The following is a 17,722-nucleotide window of genomic DNA, read 5'->3' on the forward strand; positions in this document are numbered from 1 at the left end:
CTAGCACGACAGCACTTCACGTGTGAACTCAATAGGCGCAGCTATGATGACGCGATGACTGCGGCGACCCCAGAACCCGACGGTGTGGACGTGGGCGCCGAGACAGCGGCGCCTGCCTGGCTGAACCCGGAGGAGAAGGAGGCCTGGACCGGTCTGGCCTCCCTGATCCTGCTGCTGCCGGGCCGCTTGGAGGCGCCGCTACAAGCCGAGGCCGGACTGACGCTCTTCGAGTACCTCGTGCTCAGCCACCTGTCCGAGGCTCCTGGGCGGCGGATCCGGATGAGCGAGCTGGCCTTCCTGGCGAACGGTTCCCTGTCGCGGCTGTCGAACGTGGTCAAGCGCTTCGAGCAGCGCGGCTGGGTAACCCGAGCCCCCGACCCCGGCGACGGTCGGTACACGGTCGCCTCGCTCACCGGCTCCGGGTTCGCGGCGGTCGTGGCGGCGGCGCCGATCCACGTGCGCGCGGTCCGCGAATGCTTCCTCGACCAGGTGAGCGCCGCCGACGGACGAGCGCTGGCCCGGATCGCGGCCAAGCTCCGCGTCCGCCCCGCAGACCTGGCCTGAACGAGCGGTTATGCGCGGCGCAAGGCGAACATGCGTAGGGCGCTCGTAGACAATAGTAGACAATTTTCGGGTACGCTGGCTTCATGAAGTCGATCAGCGTGGGTGAGCTCCGCCAGAATCCGTCTGCCATGGTCGCCGACGTGGAGTCGGGCGAGGTATATGAGCTGACCCGGCACAACCATCGGGTCGGGTTTATCGTCCCCGCTGTCTCCTCGACGCAGATCATCCCGCGCAAGGCCACCGGGCGTCCTAACACTCGCGCTATCCCCCGTCATGAACTCCGAACGGCTGCTTCGATCGATGAGCTGCTCGAATCAGAGAAGGGCGAGTGGTGACGGCCTACTATCTCGACACGTCCGTCGCGGTCAGAATCATTCTTGGTCAGTCCCCCGAGGCGGCCGAGTGGTTCGACAACACCGCCTCTGCCGGCGCGGGCAGAGTCATCTCGTCACGGTTGTTGCGCACAGAAATGACCAGGGTCCTCAGACGAGAGGGTCTGCCGGTCCTCGAACGAGACCGGGTCATCGACTACATCGACATCATTCCGATCGATCACGCGGTCCTCAACGAAGCCGAAGCGATCATTTCGCACATCCGCACCCTTGATGCCATTCACCTGGCATCGGCCCTGCGCAGCGGATTGGAAGACCTGACCGTGGTGACCCACGACAAGAACATGGCCACTGTCGCGGGTCACCTCGGTTTCGCGGTCTATGACCCGGTTCGGTAGGACGCGTGGCTTTGCCCTACGCCCGGCGCAAGGCGAACATGCGCAGATCGCGGGTGGTGCGGTCGCGGTAGGCGGCGTAGGCGCCGGTGATCTCGATGAAGCGGGCGAAGATCGCGTCTTTGTCCGCGTCGGGGATCAGGGTGGCGGTGACCGGGATGCGCTCGCCCGCGATGGCGACGGTGGCTGACGGGTCGGCGAGCAGGTTGCCGGTCCACGCCGGGTGGTGATGCTGGCCGAAGTTGGAACCGATCACGTAGAGAGTGTCGCCGTCGTGGACGTAGAGCAGCGGCTGGGTGCGCGCGGCGCCGGACTTGCGGCCGGTGGTGGTGAGCAGGATGACCGGTGCGCCGATCGGGCCGAGCACGGTGTACTTGGCGTCGGTGCGTTCGAGCAGGGCACGGTCGAGCGGGGTGATTGTGCGGATCAGCCAGGAACCCGGCTTGGTCGCGGCGAGACGGTTGGCTGCGCGGGACAGGGGATTGGTGCGCGAACCCCACTGCCGATCCGGGAACTGCGATGTCATGGGCGGACTATAGCCCGACCGATCGCACCCCGATCCGGGGACTGAGTGTCATTGCGGCGGACTATAACGCGACTGATCGGACCCCACCGAACCCCTGAATCGCCGACGATTCACTAAGCTCGCGAGCATGGTCGAACAAGCGCCGTCCACCGTGTACATCGCCTCGCCCGAGGGTGACACCGGAAAATCTACGGTGGCACTGGGTGTCCTCGGCATGCTGTGCGCGACCACCGCACGCGTCGGGGTGTTCCGGCCGATCACCCGCTCCACCGATGAACCCGACTACATCCTCGAACTGCTGCTCGAACACAGCACCGCCGATATCAGCTACGAGCAGGCCATCGGTGTCACCTACGAGGACGTCCACCGCGATCCCACCGCCGCGATCAGCGACATCGTGATGCGTTTCCACGACGTCGCCAAGGCCTGTGACGCGGTGGTGATAGTGGGTAGCGACTACACCGACGTCGCCAGCCCGAGCGAGCTGCGCTTCAACGCCCGCATCGCGGTGAACCTGGGCGCGCCGGTACTGCTGGTCGTTCGCGGCGCGGACCGCACGCCCGGCGAGGTCAAGCAGCTGGTCGACCTGTGTGCCACCGAGCTCACCGCCGAGCACGCTCATCTGGTCGCGATCGTGGCCAATCGCTGCGCTCCGGACGAGCTCGACGAAATCGCCACCACCCTGGCGGGTTTCGAGGTGCCGTCCTGGACGCTGCCCGAAGTGCCGCTGCTGATGGCGCCGACCATGGGCGAGCTGTGTGCGGCGATCGACGGCGAAATCTACAGTGGCGATCCGGAATTGCTGCAGCGTGAGGCGCTGCGCATCATGGTCGGCGGCATGACCGCCGAACACATTCTGGAGCGACTCTCCGACGGTGTGGTGGTGATCGCGCCGGGCGACCGCTCCGATGTGCTGCTCAGCCTGGTGAATGCCCATGAGGCAGAAGGCTTCCCGTCGCTGGCGGGTGTGATCATGAACGGTGGCCTTCGCCCGCATCCGGCCATCGCGCGACTGATGGAGGGCCTGCACCCCAGGCTGCCGATCCTGGCCACCGAGCTGGGCACCTACGACACGGCCAGCGCCGTGCACGGCACCCGAGGCCGCATGTGGGCGGGCAGCCCGCGCAAGGTCGACACCGCGCTCGCGCTGATGGAACAGCGGGTCGACGCACCGGAACTGTTGCGGCGCATCCAGGTTCCGTCCTCGACTGTCGTGACACCGCAGATGTTCGAATACCGGCTGATCGAACGCGCCCGCGCCGATCGCAAACGCATCGTGCTGCCCGAGGGCGACGACGATCGCATCATTCGTGCCGCCGGGCGGGTGCTGCAGCGCAAGATCGCCGACCTCACCATCCTCGGTGACGAGACCTCGGTACGGGCTCGTGCCGCAGAGCTCGGTGTGGATATCGCCGACGCCACGGTGATGGCGCCGCGCACCTCGGGCTACCTCGACGAATTCGCTGCCGAATACACCGACTTGCGCAAACACAAGGGCATGACGCTCGAGCGTGCGCGCGAAACCATGGCCGACATCTCGTATTTCGGCACCATGATGGTCTACAAGGGAATCGCCGACGGCATGGTCTCCGGTGCCGCGCACACCACCGCGCACACGATCCGGCCCTCGTTCGAGATCATCAAGACGGTGCCCGGCGTCGCCACGGTGTCGAGTGTGTTTCTGATGTGCTTGGCCGATCGTGTTCTCGCCTATGGCGATTGCGCGGTGGTCCCCGATCCCACCTCCGAGCAGCTGGCCGATATCGCGGTGTCCTCGGCGGGCACGGCGGCCCGGTTCGGGATCGACCCCCGGGTGGCGATGCTGTCGTACTCGACCGGCGCGTCCGGCACCGGCGCCGATGTCGACAAGGTGCGCGCGGCCACCGAACTCGTGCGTGAGCGCGCGCCGGAACTGCCGGTGGAAGGCCCGATCCAGTACGACGCGGCGATCGAGCCCGCCGTCGCCAGCACCAAGCTGCCCGATTCCGACGTGGCGGGCAAGGCAACGGTTTTCGTTTTTCCCGACCTCAACACCGGCAACAACACCTACAAGGCGGTGCAGCGCAGCGCGGGCGCGGTCGCGATCGGCCCGGTGCTGCAGGGTCTGCGCAAGCCGGTGAACGATCTTTCGCGCGGCGCGCTGGTCGCCGATATCGTCAACACGGTGGCGATCACCGCCATCCAGGCGCAGGGAGATGGCAAGTGAGCGACCTGGTTCTGGTGCTCAACAGCGGCTCCTCATCGATCAAATATCAACTGCTGCATGCCGTCTCGGCGCAGGTGCTGGCGACCGGGCTGGTCGAGAAGATCGGTGAGGCGTACGGCGGGCGGATCGTGCACGAGGCAGGACCGGTCAAACTCGAGTACGACGGGGCGATACCCGATCACAAAGCCGGACTGCTGCGGGCGTTCGAGATGTTGCGCGAGACCGGCCTCGACCTGACCACGATCGGCATCGGCGCGGTCGGGCACCGGGTGGTCCACGGCGGCGAGGTGTTCTGGGAGCCGACCCTGATCACCGACGACGTGCTGCACGCCATCGACAAACTGTCGGTGCTCGCGCCGCTGCACAATCCCGCCAATGTGGTCGGCATCGAGTCGACGCGAGAGCTGCTGCCCGGTATTCCCCAGGTCGCGGTCTTCGACACAGCGTTCTTCCACACCATGCCCGACGCCGCCAAGACGTACGCGATCGACGCGAAACTCGCTGCGGCCCACGGAATTCGCAAGTACGGCTTCCACGGCACCTCGCACCAGTACGTGTCGGAGAAAGCCGCCGAATTCCTGGGTAGGCCGACCGAAGAGCTGAACCAGATCGTCTTCCACCTGGGCAACGGCGCGTCGGCTTCGTCGATCCAAGGGGGTGTCGCGATCGACACCACCATGGGTCTGACCCCGCTCGAAGGTCTGGTGATGGGGACCAGGCCGGGCGATCTGGATCCCGGTGTCACGCCGTATCTCATGCGGGCCGCCGATCTGGATGTGAGCCAGGTGGAGCAACTGCTCAACCGCGATTCCGGCCTCAAAGGCATGAGCGGGGTGAACGACTTCCGTGAATTACAGCAGCTCATCGATGGTGGCGACACCCAGGCCAAGCTCGCCTACGACGTCTACATCCACCGCCTGCGCCGCTACCTCGGCGCCTACCTGGTGCAACTCGGCACCGTCGACGACATCATCTTCACCGCCGGTGTGGGCGAGAACAGCCCGGCGGTGCGCGCCGACGCCCTGGCCGGACTACAGGGGCTCGGCATCGAAGTCGACCCGACCCGCAACGAGACGAGAGCCCCTGGCATCCGCCGCATTTCGCCGGACTTCGCCCCGGTGACGGTGCTGGTGGTACCGACCAACGAAGAACTGGCTATCGCCCGCGCGGCCCACGAACTGGTCACCACCTGAGTTGTGGGTTTTCGGCCGCCTTGATCTGGACTGACTGGAGGGTGCGACGAAGGAGTGCCCGGAGGGAGGGAAGATCAAGGGAACAGGCCGAAAACCCCGCGGCGCCAGCCGCCAATAACTCAGAACCAGGATTTGGGGCGCAGCGAGTTCGCCAGGTCGACCAGCGCGTAGCGGTGGGCGCGGGCCGGTGCGTTGCGGGCAAGGGAGCGCAGGCCCGATTCGGTGCCCTCGCGCAGTTCGCGCTCGGTGAAGCTTCGCCCGAACAGCTTGGCGTCCTTGCGTTTCGGCGTGTTTCCGGCCTGTAGCCAGGCCAATGCGGTGCCCTGGACCAGGGTGCGCATGAGGGTGGCCCGGTGCTCGCCGGGGGCGATGGACTGGGCGCGCGAGGCGGCCAGGCGCAGGATCTGTTCGTCGAGGTCGGTGGCGGGGGAGCTGGTGAGCAGCAACAGGATTGCCGTGGTCTGGGCGGTGGTGAAGTGACGGGATGCGGCGGGTACGTCATCGAGCGCGTGCACCGCTTCGCCGACTCGCCCCGCCACCGCCAGCTGCCTGGCCAGGCCGAATGCCGCGCTCACCACGGCCCGGTCGGTGCGCCACACGGTGTCGTAATAGCGTTGCGCGAAGCTGCGCCACTGTTCGGGTGCGTCGGAATCCCAGTGTTGCAGAATGAGTTCCGCGGTGGCGGCCAGTGCCAGCTTGGGCGCGATCTCACCCGGCAGCACCCGCAGCACCGCCTCGAACGAGGCGAAGGCGGCCTCGTAGTCGAGTTCGAGCAGGCACGCCTGACCGGCGAACCAGTCTGTGCGCCAGTCGGATTCGTTGGGAACCCGGTCGAGCAGGTGCAATACCGCCGCCGACTCGCCCAGTTCCAGCCGCGCCCGCGCCTCGGCGAAGAGCAATTCGCCCGCCAGGGTTTCGGGTGCGTTGCCGGGGTCTGCTTCGGCCCGCTCGCGTGAATCGTGCAGCGCCTCCAGCACCCGCTCGGGTTCGGGGTTGGCGGTCGCGGCCAGCAGCGGCGCCGACGGGTCGGCGGGGTCGATCAGCGGAATCGGTAGTGCGGCAACCACATCGCGGGAATCGAGCAGCGGTGAGCGGCCGACACCGTCGAGATAGGCGTCGGTCTGGCTGATCAGTTCCTCGGTGCCGAAGCTGGTGCGCTGTGGACTGAACACGGTGGACAGCTGTGGATGTTCGGTGCCGGTGTCGTAGGCGAGGATCTCGCGCAGCACACCCGCCAGCTGCGCCGACATCGCCCGCGCCGACGGAAAACGATGTGCCGGATCGGGATCGGTGGCGGTGAGCAGGAATCGGTGGAAGAACTCGTAGCGCGCGAGCAGCGGTTCGTCGGCGGGTTCGGGGATGCCGTCGAGGTAGCGGCCGTGCTCGCTGGGCAGTGCCAGCGTGAGCGCGGCGATCGTCCGGCCGACGGTGTAGACATCGGAGGCAGGCGTCGGGCCGGTTCGGGCGATCTCCGGAGCCTGGAACCCCTTGGTGCCGTACAGGTTTCCGTAGGCATCGATGGTGGCGACCGCGCCGAGGTCGATCAGCTTCACCTGATCCTCGGTGACCATCACATTGTCGGGCTTGAGGTCGTTGTAGGTGAGCCCGATCGAATGCAGATGTTCCAGCGCGGGCAGGATTTCCAGCACGTAGGCGATGGCCTCGGCCAGCGGCATCTGCTCGCCGCGTGGCCTGGCATCGAGGATGTCACGCAGCGAGTGCCCGCCCACGTACTCCATCACGATGTAGCCGATGGACCCGTCACCCGCCGTGTGCTCGACGAAGTTGTGGATCTTGACGATGCTCGGATGCGCCACCTCCGCCAGGAACTGCCGCTCGGCCACCGCCACGGCCTGCGCTTCGGCGTCACCCGCGTGCAACAGCCCTTTGAGCACCACCCACCGATCGCTCACATTGCGGTCGATGGCCAGATAGATCCAGCCGAGGCCGCCGTGCGCGATGCACCCCTGGATCTCGTACTGCCCGGCGACCATATCGCCCTCGTGCAGGGACGGCCGGAAATCATAAGCGGCCCCACAGGTTTCGCATTCGCCGCTGGTCGAGGCGGCCCGCGCGGGCGTCGATCGACCGACCGGATTTCCGCAGCGCCAGCAGAACCGCCGACCTTCCGAGACCATCGGATCCGCCAGCACAGCGTCACGCGGATCGGCCGGGGTGACCGTCGGAATCGGCACCAGCCCGGCCCCGAGCCGTCGCGTAGGCCGCGACCGCGCCGTCCGCACACTGCGCCCCGACCGTGCGGTACTCCCGCCGGTCTGCGGGGCGGAGGGCCAGGATTCGGAGGCCGCCGGCGCGCTCGGCTGCTCGACGCGCTCGGCCGCCTCGGTCGGCGCATGCGGCGCGTTGGCCGGAACCCGTTGTGCCGCTTCCGTCGCCGCGTAGGGCGTGGCCTCGGCGTAGCGATGTGCCATTTCCGTCGCCGCGTAGGGAGCGGTCTCGCGGGTGTGTTGTGCAGCCTCGCCCGCCGCGTTCGGCGAGGTCTCGGGGGTGTGTTGTGCAGCCTCGGCCGTCGCGTTCGGCGAGGTCTCGGGGGTGTGTTGTGCAGTCTCGGCCGTCGCGTTCGGCGAGGTCTCGGGGGTCCGTTGCGTCGCTTCGGTCGGGACATATGCCGCGGATTCGTTGACCGCCGGCGCGGGTCGGCTCGCCCGCTGCGTAGCGAGGTGGTCCTGCGCATGCTGCGAGGTTCCGGCCGGGGGAACCGTGCCCGATCGTTGGACGGCACCGGACTCCTCGGCGCGCCGGGTGGCGTCGGTCGGCGGAGTCTGGTCGCGGCTGCTCGCTTGTTTCCTGGCGAACTCCGCGGCCGCCTCGGCGGTGAGTTTGGGCAGTGGCCGCGTCTCGTCGTCGCCGGGCAGCGTCCACCCGCCGGGCAGTGTGCCAGGGCGGTGGCGCTGGGTCAGCTGGGTTTGCTCGCGCCGTTCCCGGCGGTCCGGCGCGGCGGCCTGCGGTGGCGATTCGGTGCGCGTCGGGTCGCGGTCCACGTCGTGCCGCGCTGGGGGGTGCGGGGCCGATTCGGTGAGGGCCTGATCTTCCGGGGCCGAATCACGGTGCCCTGGTGCATCATCGGTCGGGTTCGTGCTCATGGCCGTCAGTCCTGGTACTTCGGTGCGGGTGGGCTCGGTGTCTCGCCGAGGCTCGCGAGCCAGCGGCGGTGGATGCGCGTCCAGGTGCCGTCGTTGCGGATGCGGTCCAGGGTGGCGTTGACGAAACGCACCAGGTCGTCGTCGCCCTTCGGGATGCCGATGCCGTACGGTTCGGCGCTGATACTGCCGCCGACCACCTCGGTGTAGGGGTCCTGCGCGGCCAGGCCGGCCAGGATCGAGTCGTCGGTGCTCACCGCGTCGACCTGGCGTTGTTGCAGGACCACCAGGCAGTCGGCCCAGGTCGGCACCGTCAGAATCGTGGCGGCCGGTTGGTCGCGGCGGATGTGATCGAGCGAGGTGGTGCCGCGCACCACGCACACGCGCTTGCCCGCCAGATCGGCGAGGCCGTCGATACCGGAACCCTTCACCGCGAGCACCCGCTGATCGGCCCGCAGATACACCGTCGAGAACGCCACCCGCTGCCGTCGTTCGCAGGTGATCGTCATCGTCTTCGCGATCAGGTCGACGGTGTGATCCTGCAGTGCCCGCTCGCGCTCTTCCGAAGCGAGACTGCGGTATTCGATCAGATCGGGGTTGCCGAGCAGGTCGCGGGCGATCTCGCGGGCGATGTCGGCGTCGAAGCCGACGATACGACCGCTGAGCGGATCGCGGAAGCTGAACAGGTTACTGCCCGCGTCGAGTCCGACGACGAGCCTGCCGCGTGCGCGAATGGCATCGATCGTCGGGCCTGCGGCGGTGCTCGGCCGCAGGCTCGCGGTCGGATCGCCGCACTGCTCGCCGCCGGTGGTCGGCACGGGGGTGTCGGTGCCGATCGGAATGGCCTTGGCGGGCAGCGGCGGTTCGGAATAGACGCCACGCTCATCGGGCGCGGGCGTGCTGTCAGAACAGCCGGCGAGCAGCCCGGCCAGCATCAGCGCCGCGAGGACGTGTCCACGCCTCACCGGTACTCCCGCAGTCGCGGCCACAACCCGAGCGCGACGCACGCCGCCGCCGCGATCCCGAGCACGAACGCGCCGGGAGCGAGGAAGGAAAGCACGTCGATCGCTCGAGAGACCTTGGCACGCAAGGTGTCCCGTGTCACCGCGCCCGCCTTGTCCAGTGCTCGGTCGAGTGCGTCGACCTGGGCGGCCGAATCGGCGGCGCTCGGCCCGGTGGCCACGGTGGCCGCGCCAACGAAATCGCCGCGCTCGAGTGTGTCGTTCATCCGCTGATGGGCCGACTGCCAGCGGGTCAGCGCGGCGCGCGCGTGCGCCACTTCGTCGCGCGCGGGGGCGTCCTCGGGATAACCGGCGAGCAGCTCGGTGAGCCGGGCGGCATTGGTATCGAAAGTGCGGTCGTAGTCGCCGGTCGCGTCGCGACGCACCAGCTTCACCATTTCCGCTGATCGGGCCTGCTGCACCAGGATTCGGCTCTCGGCCAACCGCGCCGACGGCACCGCCCCCTCATCCCGGCAGCGGATCATCGCCACCGCGGAGACCGAACCGGCCGCCACCGTCCAGATCAGCGTCAGTGCCAGCGCGCCGGTGCCGATCAGCAGGCCCATATTGAAGAACCGGCGCGAGCGCCGCGCCAGCTCGACCTGCACCCAGATCAGCGCGCCGAGTGCCACCATCAGCAGCGCGATCGCCGTCCACGGTGGCTGCACGTGCCGGTACTGCGCGGCGGTGACCGCGTCGAAGCGATGGTCTTCGAGCTCCTCGGCCATCGGCAGCAGTCGAGCCTGCATCTGATGCGATGCCTCGCTCAGATACGCCGCGCCGACGGGATAGCCGCTGCGATTGTTCACCCGCGCGGTCTCGATCAGCCCGCTGTAGACGGGCAGGCCCGTCGCGATGCCGGTGCGCAGGCGGCGATCGGTGCCCGACGGGTCGGCCGCCTCCTCATCGGCGATATGACCGGCCTGCGTCACCAGCTCGGCAGCGGCTTCGCCGATGGCTTGGGTATAGCGGTCGCGCACCGCTTGGGGTTCGAGTCCGCCGGCGATGAACGCGGTGCCTGCGGCGGCGTCGGCGATCGAGAGCGAGGTGTAGAGGTGGTTGGCCGAATGCGCGTCGGGTTCGGTGTCGTCGAGCAAGACGCCGAGAGCTTGCTGACGCTCACTCACGGTCGTCGAAGTCACCGCGCCCGCGGTCACGCACAGCACCATCAGGACCAGTCCGGCGGCAACGAGCCGACCCGGCGAGGAGTGCGCGAAACTGCGCAAGCGGGCGGGCTGGAACTGCGCGCGCAACGCTCTGACGTCGGGCGCGGGGGGCCGGTCGACGGGCGTGGCCGGTCGTCGCAACGGCGCCCAGCGCGGTGTCACCGGCGCGGCCACGGCCGTCTTGGAATGCTCCGCACCTGTCTTGGCCTGCGATGACGGGCGAACGCGGACGGCCGCCACCTCAGTCGAGGCATTGCGATTCCCCGGTTCGACCATCGTTCACCTCCCGGTGCGTTCGTGCACACCTACCTGTGCGGAGTTTATTGTGGGCCTACGGGTAGCGCAGCCCCTCACATACCCCCGATGCGGTTGCTGTTCGGCTGCTCGGAGGAAAGAGTATGGGATGCGCGGCGACGGAGACGGCTGGTACAACAGCCCTGATGGGGTCAAGTACTGGGGCAAGTTCGGTGCGGCGGGACTACTGCTGCGTGCGCCGTTGCCCGGTGGCGGGTCGGCGGTGCTGTTGCAGCACCGGGCGCCGTGGAGTCATCAGGGCGATACCTGGGCGCTGCCCGGCGGGGCCCGCGATTCGCACGAGTCACCCGAGCACGCGGCCGTCAGGGAGGCGGAGGAGGAAGCCGGCATCACCGCCGACCTGCTCCGGGTACGCGCCGAACGCTTGACGATGGCCGCCCCGAGCGGATGGACCTACATCACCGTCATCGCCGACGCCGAGAGCCGGCTCCCCACGGTCGCCAACAAGGAGAGCGCCGAACTGGCCTGGGTCCCCGAAGACGAGGTCGCCGACCTCCCGCTGCATCCCGGCTTCGCCACCGCCTGGATCGAACTGCGTGCGGTGCCGTTGCGCGTGCGGCTCGCGGCCGACGCCGAACTCGCGCAGGCGCTTCCTCGCACAGTCGAACTGCCTGACCAGGGATTCTTCTGGCTGCACACGCGGGGAGACGGCCCCGGTATCGAGGTCGTCCTCGATGGTGAGCCAGCCGGGGGCCCGACTCTCACCAGGGCCGACGTCCTCGCCTGAGTCGGTCCGGCACGGTGTGCCGAGCTCAGACAGCGGCGAGTAGTGCTTGCTTCAGTTCGCGGGCGGCGGCTTCTGGATCAGCGGCTGCGGTGATCGCCCGGACGACGACAACGCGGCGGGCACCAGCGGCCAGCACCTCCGGGAGTCGCTGCGCGTCGACGCCGCCGATGGCGAACCAGGGGAGAGTGGGATGGGAATCGGCGGTCGAGCGGATGAAGTCGACGCCCGCGGCTTGGCGGCCGGGCTTGGTCGGCGTGGTCCAGATCGGGCCGGTGCAGAAGTAGTCGAGGTGGCCGTCGATGGCGGCCAGGCTTGCCTGGTTGCGGTTGTGGGTGGAGCGGCCGATCACCACATCGGGGCCGACGACGCGTCGTGCGTACGCGGGCGGCAGGTCGCCCTGGCCGAGGTGCAGCACGTCCGCGCCCGCGGCCAGTGCGATATCGGCGCGGTCGTTCACCGCGAGCAAGGCGCCGTGGCGGCGGGTCGCGGCCTTGATCTCGGCGAGCGCGCCCAGCTCGGCCTTGGCCTCCAGCGGCCCGAATTCGGCTTCGCCAGGCGATCCTTTGTCCCTGAGCTGCACGATATCGACCCCGCCCGCGAGCGCGGCATCGACGAATCGGGCCAGATCGCCCTTTTCCCGCCGCGCATCGGTGCACAGATACAGCAGTGCACCCGACAGGCGCTCCCTTGGCGGGATGGAACGTTTCGAATGGGAGGGCTGCACAGTGAAGACGGTAGTCGCGCTACCGTTGAAGTGCGAACGCCGCGGCAGCGAACCGGGGCTTCGAACTGGGCGGAAATCTGGTTTTCGGCCGCCTTGATCTGGACTGACTGGAGGGTGCGACGAAGGAGTGCCCGTAGGGGTGCGACGAAGGAGTTCCCGTAGGGAGGCAAGATCGAGGGAACAGGCGGAAAGCCCGCGGCACCAGCCGCCGGTTTTCGGCCGCCTTGATCTGGACTGACTGGAGGGTGCGACGAAGGAGTGCCCGTAGGGAGGGAAGATCGAGGGGACAGGCCGAAAACCCGCGGCACCAGCCGCCCAAAATACAGACAGGTAGGAACGTGATGCGGACTCTGGCGGTCGTTGGCGGCGGCGCCGTCGGACTTGCCGTCGCATGGCGGGCTGCCGAGGCCGGCTGGACTGTGACGGTTTATGACCCCGAACCTGCGCGCGGTGCCTCCTACGTGGCCGGTGGAATGCTCGCGCCGCTCTCGGAAGGGTGGCCCGGTGAGGATCGTGTGCTCGCCTTCGGAGCGGCCGCGCTGGCGCAGTGGCCCGCCTTCGCGGAAAGCCTGCGCGGAATTTCGGGCGAGTCGATGTTCGTGGCCGATGAGACGCTCACCGTCGCGCTCGACGGTGCCGACGCCACCGACCTGCGCACCGTCTCGGACTGGCTGGCCGGTTTCGGCCACGACCTGCGAGTGCTCGACCGCGCGGGAGTCCGCGCGCTGGAACCCGCGCTCGCGCGCACCGTCCGCGCGGGTCTGCACGCGAAAACCGAACCCGCCATCGACAACCGGCGTGTACTGCGTGCTCTCCAGGCCGCCGGTACCGCCGCGGGTGTCGAGATCCGCGCCGAATCCGTTGCCGCGCTGGATGATCTACCGCATGACCGGGTCGTGCTCGCTGCGGGTGCCCGCTCCGCCGAGCTCTGGCCGGGCCTGCCGGTGCGCCCGGTAAAGGGTGAGATCCTGCGGTTGCGTCGCAGGCCCGGCGTCGGTCCCGCGCCGACCAGGGTGATCCGGGCCCGAGTTCACGGCAGACAGGTCTACCTGGTTCCCCGCGAAGACGGAATCGTCGTCGGTGCAACACAATACGAAGCAGGTTTCGACACCACCGTCACCGTCGGTGGCGTCCGTGACCTGATCGCCGACGCCGAGACCATCCTGCCCGGCATCGGTGAGTACGAACTGGCCGAAGCGAACGCGGGTTCGAGGCCGGGAACCCCCGACAACCTCCCGCTGCTCGGCCACCTCGACGACCGGGTCATCGCCGCCACCGGTCACGGCCGCAACGGCATGCTCACCCTGGCGCTCACCGCGGCGGTCGTGCCTGCGCTGCTCGATGGTGCGACGCCCGCGGTCGTCGAAGCCGCTGCACCCCAACGTTTTCCGGCATCTCCGATGCCATCTCTGTCGCAAGGAGGAGTTCGATGACCTCGACCATCCCGATCGGCGTCACCGTCAACGGTGTCGACCACGAGTTCCCCGAGCCGCTCAGCGTCCGCGAACTGCTGGCAAAGCTCGAATTGCCCTGCCAGGGTGTGGCATTGGCGGTCGACGGCGCGGTCTTCCCGAAATCGCGCTGGGACGAACCGGTCGGCCGCGGCTGGACCATCGAGGTGCTCACGGCGGTGCAGGGTGGCTGAGTCGCCGCTGCGGATCGCCGACAAGGAGTTCGGCTCGCGCCTGATCATGGGCACCGGTGGCGCCGAGAACCTCGCCGTCCTCGAGCAGGCCCTGATCGCGTCGGGCACCGAGCTCACCACCGTCGCGATGCGCCGCGTCGACGCCGCGGGCGGCACCGGCGTCCTGGACCTGCTCAAACGCCTCGACATCACCCTGCTGCCCAATACAGCGGGCTGTCGTACCGCCGCCGAAGCCGTGCTCACCGCTCAACTGGCCCGCGAGGCCCTCGACACCAACTGGGTCAAGCTCGAGGTAGTCGCCGACGACCGCACCCTGCTGCCCGACCCCTTCGAACTCCTCGACGCCGCCGAAAAGCTCGTCGACGACAGTTTCGTAGTCCTGCCGTACACCACCGACGACCCCATCCTCGCCCGCCGCCTCGAAGAAGCAGGCTGCGCCGCCGTGATGCCGCTCGGCTCCCCGATCGGCACAGGTCTTGGCATCGGCAACCCCCACAACATCGAGATGATCGTCGCCGCCGCAGGAGTGCCCGTCATCCTCGACGCGGGCATCGGTACCGCGAGCGACGCCGCCCTCGCCATGGAACTCGGCTGCTCGGCAGTCCTCCTCGCCACCGCCGTGACCAGGGCGAAAGAACCCGAACTCATGGCATCGGCGATGTCGGCCGCGGTCCGGGCGGGCTATCTCGCCCGACAAGCGGGCCGCATCCCCAAGCGTTTCTGGGCTCAGGCTTCTTCCCCATCCGTCTAGGGGTCGAAGGTCATCCTCGAGGATGACCCGACTCGCTACTTCTCGGCGACGCGCGTCACGGTGGTTGTCAGGCAAGCTAGGGCGCATGATCGAGCTGAAGGGCCTGACGAAGCAATTCGGCCAGACCGTCGCGGTGCAGGACCTCACGTTCACCGTCCAGCCTGGACTGGTGACCGGGTTCCTCGGACCCAACGGTGCTGGTAAATCGACAACCATGCGGATGATCCTCGGGTTGGACAAGCCGACGGCGGGCAGCGCGCTCATCGACGGCAAGCACTACCAGGAGCTGGAGCGCCCGCTCACGCAGGTCGGCGCGCTGCTGGACGCCAAGTGGGTGCATCCGAACCGCTCGGCGCGCGCCCACCTGGAGTGGCTGGCGGCCTCCAACGACATCCCCAAGTCGCGGGTCGAAGAGGTACTGCGCCTGGTCGGTCTGTCCGAGGTGGCGAGCAAGAACGCGGGCGGTTTCTCGCTCGGCATGTCCCAGCGCCTCGGCCTGGCAGGCGCGCTGCTCGGTGACCCGAAGGTGCTGCTGTTCGACGAGCCGGTCAACGGCCTCGACCCGGAGGGCATCCTGTGGATCCGCCGGTTCATGCAGCGCCTGGCCGGCGAGGGGCGCACGGTGCTCGTCTCGAGCCACCTGCTCTCGGAAATGGCCCAGACCGCCGAGCAGCTCATCGTCATCGGCCGCGGTCAGCTGATGTTCGACGGCTCCACCCAGGAGTTCATCGACCGCGCCTCCGAGCAGTCGGTGCGCGTGCGCAGCCCGCAACTGGATCAGCTGCGCAGCCTGCTCACCTCACACGGGATGACCGTGAAGGAAGACGGCGACGCCGCGCTGATCGTCGCGGGCGTCACCTCCGACGAGGTCGGCAAGGTGGCAGGCACGAACAACGTCACGCTCTACGAGCTGGCACCGCAGCAGGCCTCGCTCGAGGAAGCGTTCATGCGGATGACCGGCGGCGCCGTGCAGTACCACGGTGAAAGCTTCGACCACCAGGTGATGGGAGGTGCGCTCTGATGGGCGTGCTCGCTGCGGAACGAATCAAACTCACCTCGACCCGGTCACCCTGGTGGTGTGCCGGGCTGACCGTGGTGTACGCGCTCGGCATCACGGCGGTGTTCGGGCTGCTGTTGAACGTGACCATGGACGCGTACAAGAAGGACCCGTCGATCTCGCCGGATGGCCCACCAATCGGCGAGAACTTGATGGCTGGCCTTGGCATCACCGGGGTGTCGGTGATTCCCGGCTTCGGCTACATCCTGATCATGATCCTCGCGGCGCTGACCGTGACCAGCGAGTACCGCTTCGGCACGATCAGAGCGACGTTCCTCGCGATACCGGATCGAGCGAAAGTCCTGTTCGCCAAGGCGAGCCTGGTGGCCGTTGGCGCCGCGGTGTTGACGGCCGCATTGACCTTCATCAGCTTCTTCATCTTGCGGGGCGTCACGTCGAGCGAGGTGGGCGCGGGGCTCACCCTCGACGGCGATCTGAAGGTGTTCTACGCGGTGCCGCTGTTCGCTGCCCTCGTGGTGTTTCTCGCGGTCGGGGTGGGTGCGCTGATTCGGCAGTCGGCTGGCGCGCTGTCGTTGTTGATCGTGTGGCCGGTGCTGATTGAGCCGATTATCGGCGCGTTCGGCAAGTATGGCCGCAATATCCAGGTGTTCCTGCCGTTCCAGAACGCCAACCACTTCCTTGGACTGTCGAGTGATTCGATGCCGTGGCACTGGGGACCGTGGGTCGCGCTTGGCTGGTTCGCCGGTTTCGTCGCCATCGTTTTCGGCGCCGCGCTGGTGGTAGTGCGACAGCGCGACGCCTGAGAAGACCAGCCCTGGGCTGCCCTCGTAACAGCCCGGGCCGCGAGGGCCGCGACCTTGTCGGGAGGTCGTGCGACCCGACCTTCGGGCCTCCGCTGCCCGGTGGCTCGAAGGCAGGACCGCCGGTCCGCTGCTCACAAGCAGCGGACCGGCGGTCGTCGTCGGGTGATATAACCTTTTGGCGTGAGTGAAACGCCTTCTGGCGGGGGGAGTCCGCGGCGCGACGCCGCTGCGGAGGTGTCCATTCCGCTGGAGCCGATCGTGAGTGAATCCACCGAATCCGACCGCGGTGCGCGCGCAGGCAGAAAGCGCGCCCAGATCTCGTCGAAGCTGCAGGCCGCCAACCGCCGGGCCGATGTGATCGGTGCCGTGCGCAAGGCGCGTCAACAGCTCCCCGGTGACCCCGCGTTCGGCGATCCGCTCTCGGTGACGGGGCCCGGTGGTGCGCGCGCGGTGGCGCGGGCGGCGGACAAGATCGTCGGCGGCGCCCCGACCGCGGCCAGGGAGATCGGTTTCGGTGCCCTTCAGGTGTGGCAGGCCGGGCTGGAGCGGATCGGCCGTGGCCGTGGCACCGAGGAGGTGACCGTCGTGTTCACCGACCTGGTCGGATTCTCGAGTTGGTCGCTGTCGGTGGGCGACGAGCGCACCCTGGAACTGCTGCGCAAGGTCGCCAAGGCCATCGAGCCGCCGATCGTCGAGCGTGGCGGTCAGGTGGTCAAGCGGATGGGCGACGGGCTGATGGCGGTGTTCGCCTCGCCCGATCGTGCCGTGCGCGCCGCGCTGGCGGCTCGCCGCAATCTCGCCGAGGTCGAGATCGGCGGCTACACCCCACGCATGCGGGTCGGCCTGCACACCGGTTCGCCCCGGGAGATCGGTGGTGACTGGCTCGGCGTCGACGTCAATATCGCCGCCAGGATGATGGAGGCAGGCGGCAACGGCAACACGATGCTGTCCAGCACCACCCTGGCCGCGCTGCGCCCGGAAACCCTCGATGAGCTGGGCGTGACCGCCAAGCCGTACAAGCGCAACTTCTGGGCCGCACCGCTGACCGGCGTCCCGGAAGACGTCAGGATCTACAAGCTGCACACGGCGGGCTGAGCGCTACTCGAGCCAGAGCACGGCGCCGAGGCCCGCGAGGACGGCGGTGACGATCAAACCGATCGCCATCGCGCGATTGTTCTTCCAGGTCGTGTACGCGCCGCCGAGCAGGAATCCGGCGAGGGCGAAGAGGAGGACGGACAGCATGGACTCCATCTTG

General features: G+C 68.2%; 17 protein-coding genes and 1 pseudogene. 12 read left to right on the plus strand and 6 right to left on the minus strand.

Annotation, left to right across the window (positions count from 1 at the left end; all coding sequences use genetic code 11):
* The first annotated feature begins 54 nt into the window (after positions 1-54).
* From ACTWPB_RS09260 to ACTWPB_RS09270, 3 genes and pseudogenes are all read left to right on the plus strand, one after another.
* Positions 55-564 carry a MarR family winged helix-turn-helix transcriptional regulator gene (locus tag ACTWPB_RS09260; RefSeq protein WP_446225256.1) on the plus strand — a complete coding sequence of 170 codons (510 nt, stop codon included), beginning with the start codon at positions 55-57 and terminating at the stop codon, positions 562-564.
* Between the two features lie 83 nt (positions 565-647).
* Positions 648-803, plus strand: a pseudogene (locus ACTWPB_RS09265) (type II toxin-antitoxin system Phd/YefM family antitoxin); the annotation flags it as partial.
* A 92-nt stretch (positions 804-895) separates the two neighbouring features.
* A complete protein-coding gene (locus tag ACTWPB_RS09270; protein WP_446225257.1) occupies positions 896-1,294 on the plus strand; it encodes a type II toxin-antitoxin system VapC family toxin in 399 nt (132 codons plus the stop codon).
* A gap of 16 nt (positions 1,295-1,310) precedes the next feature.
* Here the strand turns inward: ACTWPB_RS09270 and ACTWPB_RS09275 are convergent, their stop codons facing one another.
* Positions 1,311-1,817, minus strand: a complete 507-nt coding sequence (locus ACTWPB_RS09275) for a nitroreductase family deazaflavin-dependent oxidoreductase (protein WP_446225258.1) — start codon at positions 1,815-1,817, stop codon at positions 1,311-1,313.
* A 127-nt stretch (positions 1,818-1,944) separates the two neighbouring features.
* On the opposite strand from ACTWPB_RS09275, the gene pta reads away from it, so the two are divergent.
* Both pta and ACTWPB_RS09285 read left to right on the plus strand, forming a co-directional pair.
* Positions 1,945-4,023 (plus strand): phosphate acetyltransferase, encoded by a 2,079-nt coding sequence (pta, locus tag ACTWPB_RS09280; RefSeq protein WP_446225259.1) that lies wholly within the window; start codon positions 1,945-1,947, stop codon positions 4,021-4,023.
* The gene (locus ACTWPB_RS09285) at positions 4,020-5,216 is read left to right on the plus strand and encodes an acetate kinase (protein ID WP_446225260.1); all 1,197 of its coding nucleotides are present in this window, start codon (positions 4,020-4,022) and stop codon (positions 5,214-5,216) included. The genes pta and ACTWPB_RS09285 overlap by 4 nt, the downstream gene beginning before the upstream one ends.
* A gap of 119 nt (positions 5,217-5,335) precedes the next feature.
* Here the strand turns inward: ACTWPB_RS09285 and ACTWPB_RS09290 are convergent, their stop codons facing one another.
* The 3 genes from ACTWPB_RS09290 to ACTWPB_RS09300 all read right to left on the minus strand — a co-directional run bounded on the left by ACTWPB_RS09290 (position 5,336) and on the right by ACTWPB_RS09300 (position 10,760).
* A complete protein-coding gene (locus ACTWPB_RS09290; RefSeq protein ID WP_446226282.1) occupies positions 5,336-7,648 on the minus strand; it encodes a tetratricopeptide repeat protein in 2,313 nt (770 codons plus the stop codon).
* A gap of 677 nt (positions 7,649-8,325) precedes the next feature.
* Positions 8,326-9,252 (minus strand): glutamate ABC transporter substrate-binding protein, encoded by a 927-nt coding sequence (locus tag ACTWPB_RS09295; protein ID WP_446226283.1) that lies wholly within the window; start codon positions 9,250-9,252, stop codon positions 8,326-8,328.
* A gap of 26 nt (positions 9,253-9,278) precedes the next feature.
* Positions 9,279-10,760: a hypothetical protein gene (locus tag ACTWPB_RS09300; protein ID WP_446225261.1), complete on the minus strand. Its 1,482-nt coding sequence runs from the start codon at positions 10,758-10,760 to the stop codon at positions 9,279-9,281.
* 127 nt (positions 10,761-10,887) lie between these two features.
* Between ACTWPB_RS09300 and ACTWPB_RS09305 the strand changes: the two genes are divergently transcribed.
* On the plus strand, positions 10,888-11,526 hold the full coding sequence (locus ACTWPB_RS09305; protein ID WP_446225262.1) for an NUDIX domain-containing protein: 639 nt from the start codon (positions 10,888-10,890) through the stop codon (positions 11,524-11,526).
* A gap of 25 nt (positions 11,527-11,551) precedes the next feature.
* Here ACTWPB_RS09305 and thiE read toward each other — a convergent pair whose 3' ends face one another.
* Positions 11,552-12,250 carry a thiamine phosphate synthase gene (gene thiE / locus ACTWPB_RS09310; protein WP_446225263.1) on the minus strand — a complete coding sequence of 233 codons (699 nt, stop codon included), beginning with the start codon at positions 12,248-12,250 and terminating at the stop codon, positions 11,552-11,554.
* Positions 12,251-12,591: 341 nt separating this feature from the next.
* Here thiE and thiO point away from each other — a divergent pair, with 341 nt between their 5' ends.
* The 6 genes from thiO to ACTWPB_RS09340 all read left to right on the plus strand — a co-directional run bounded on the left by thiO (position 12,592) and on the right by ACTWPB_RS09340 (position 17,562).
* Positions 12,592-13,683, plus strand: coding sequence for a glycine oxidase ThiO (thiO, locus tag ACTWPB_RS09315; RefSeq protein ID WP_446225264.1), 1,092 nt, complete (start codon positions 12,592-12,594; stop codon positions 13,681-13,683).
* Complete coding sequence (gene thiS, locus ACTWPB_RS09320) at positions 13,680-13,895, plus strand: sulfur carrier protein ThiS (protein WP_446225265.1); 216 nt, start codon at positions 13,680-13,682, stop codon at positions 13,893-13,895. The genes thiO and thiS overlap by 4 nt, the downstream gene beginning before the upstream one ends.
* The gene (thiG, locus tag ACTWPB_RS09325) at positions 13,888-14,646 is read left to right on the plus strand and encodes a thiazole synthase (RefSeq protein ID WP_446225266.1); all 759 of its coding nucleotides are present in this window, start codon (positions 13,888-13,890) and stop codon (positions 14,644-14,646) included. Before thiS ends, thiG begins: the two co-directional genes overlap by 8 nt.
* 85 nt (positions 14,647-14,731) lie before the next feature.
* Positions 14,732-15,667, plus strand: coding sequence for an ATP-binding cassette domain-containing protein (locus tag ACTWPB_RS09330; protein ID WP_446225267.1), 936 nt, complete (start codon positions 14,732-14,734; stop codon positions 15,665-15,667).
* Positions 15,667-16,467 carry an ABC transporter permease gene (locus ACTWPB_RS09335; protein ID WP_446225268.1) on the plus strand — a complete coding sequence of 267 codons (801 nt, stop codon included), beginning with the start codon at positions 15,667-15,669 and terminating at the stop codon, positions 16,465-16,467. The genes ACTWPB_RS09330 and ACTWPB_RS09335 overlap by 1 nt, the downstream gene beginning before the upstream one ends.
* Positions 16,468-16,725: 258 nt before the next feature.
* On the plus strand, positions 16,726-17,562 hold the full coding sequence (locus tag ACTWPB_RS09340) for an adenylate/guanylate cyclase domain-containing protein (protein ID WP_446225269.1): 837 nt from the start codon (positions 16,726-16,728) through the stop codon (positions 17,560-17,562).
* A gap of 3 nt (positions 17,563-17,565) precedes the next feature.
* Here the strand turns inward: ACTWPB_RS09340 and ACTWPB_RS09345 are convergent, their stop codons facing one another.
* Positions 17,566-17,709 carry a hypothetical protein gene (locus ACTWPB_RS09345; protein ID WP_446225270.1) on the minus strand — a complete coding sequence of 48 codons (144 nt, stop codon included), beginning with the start codon at positions 17,707-17,709 and terminating at the stop codon, positions 17,566-17,568.
* Positions 17,710-17,722 lie beyond the last annotated feature (13 nt).

The organism is Nocardia sp. IBHARD005, assembly GCF_052814245.1.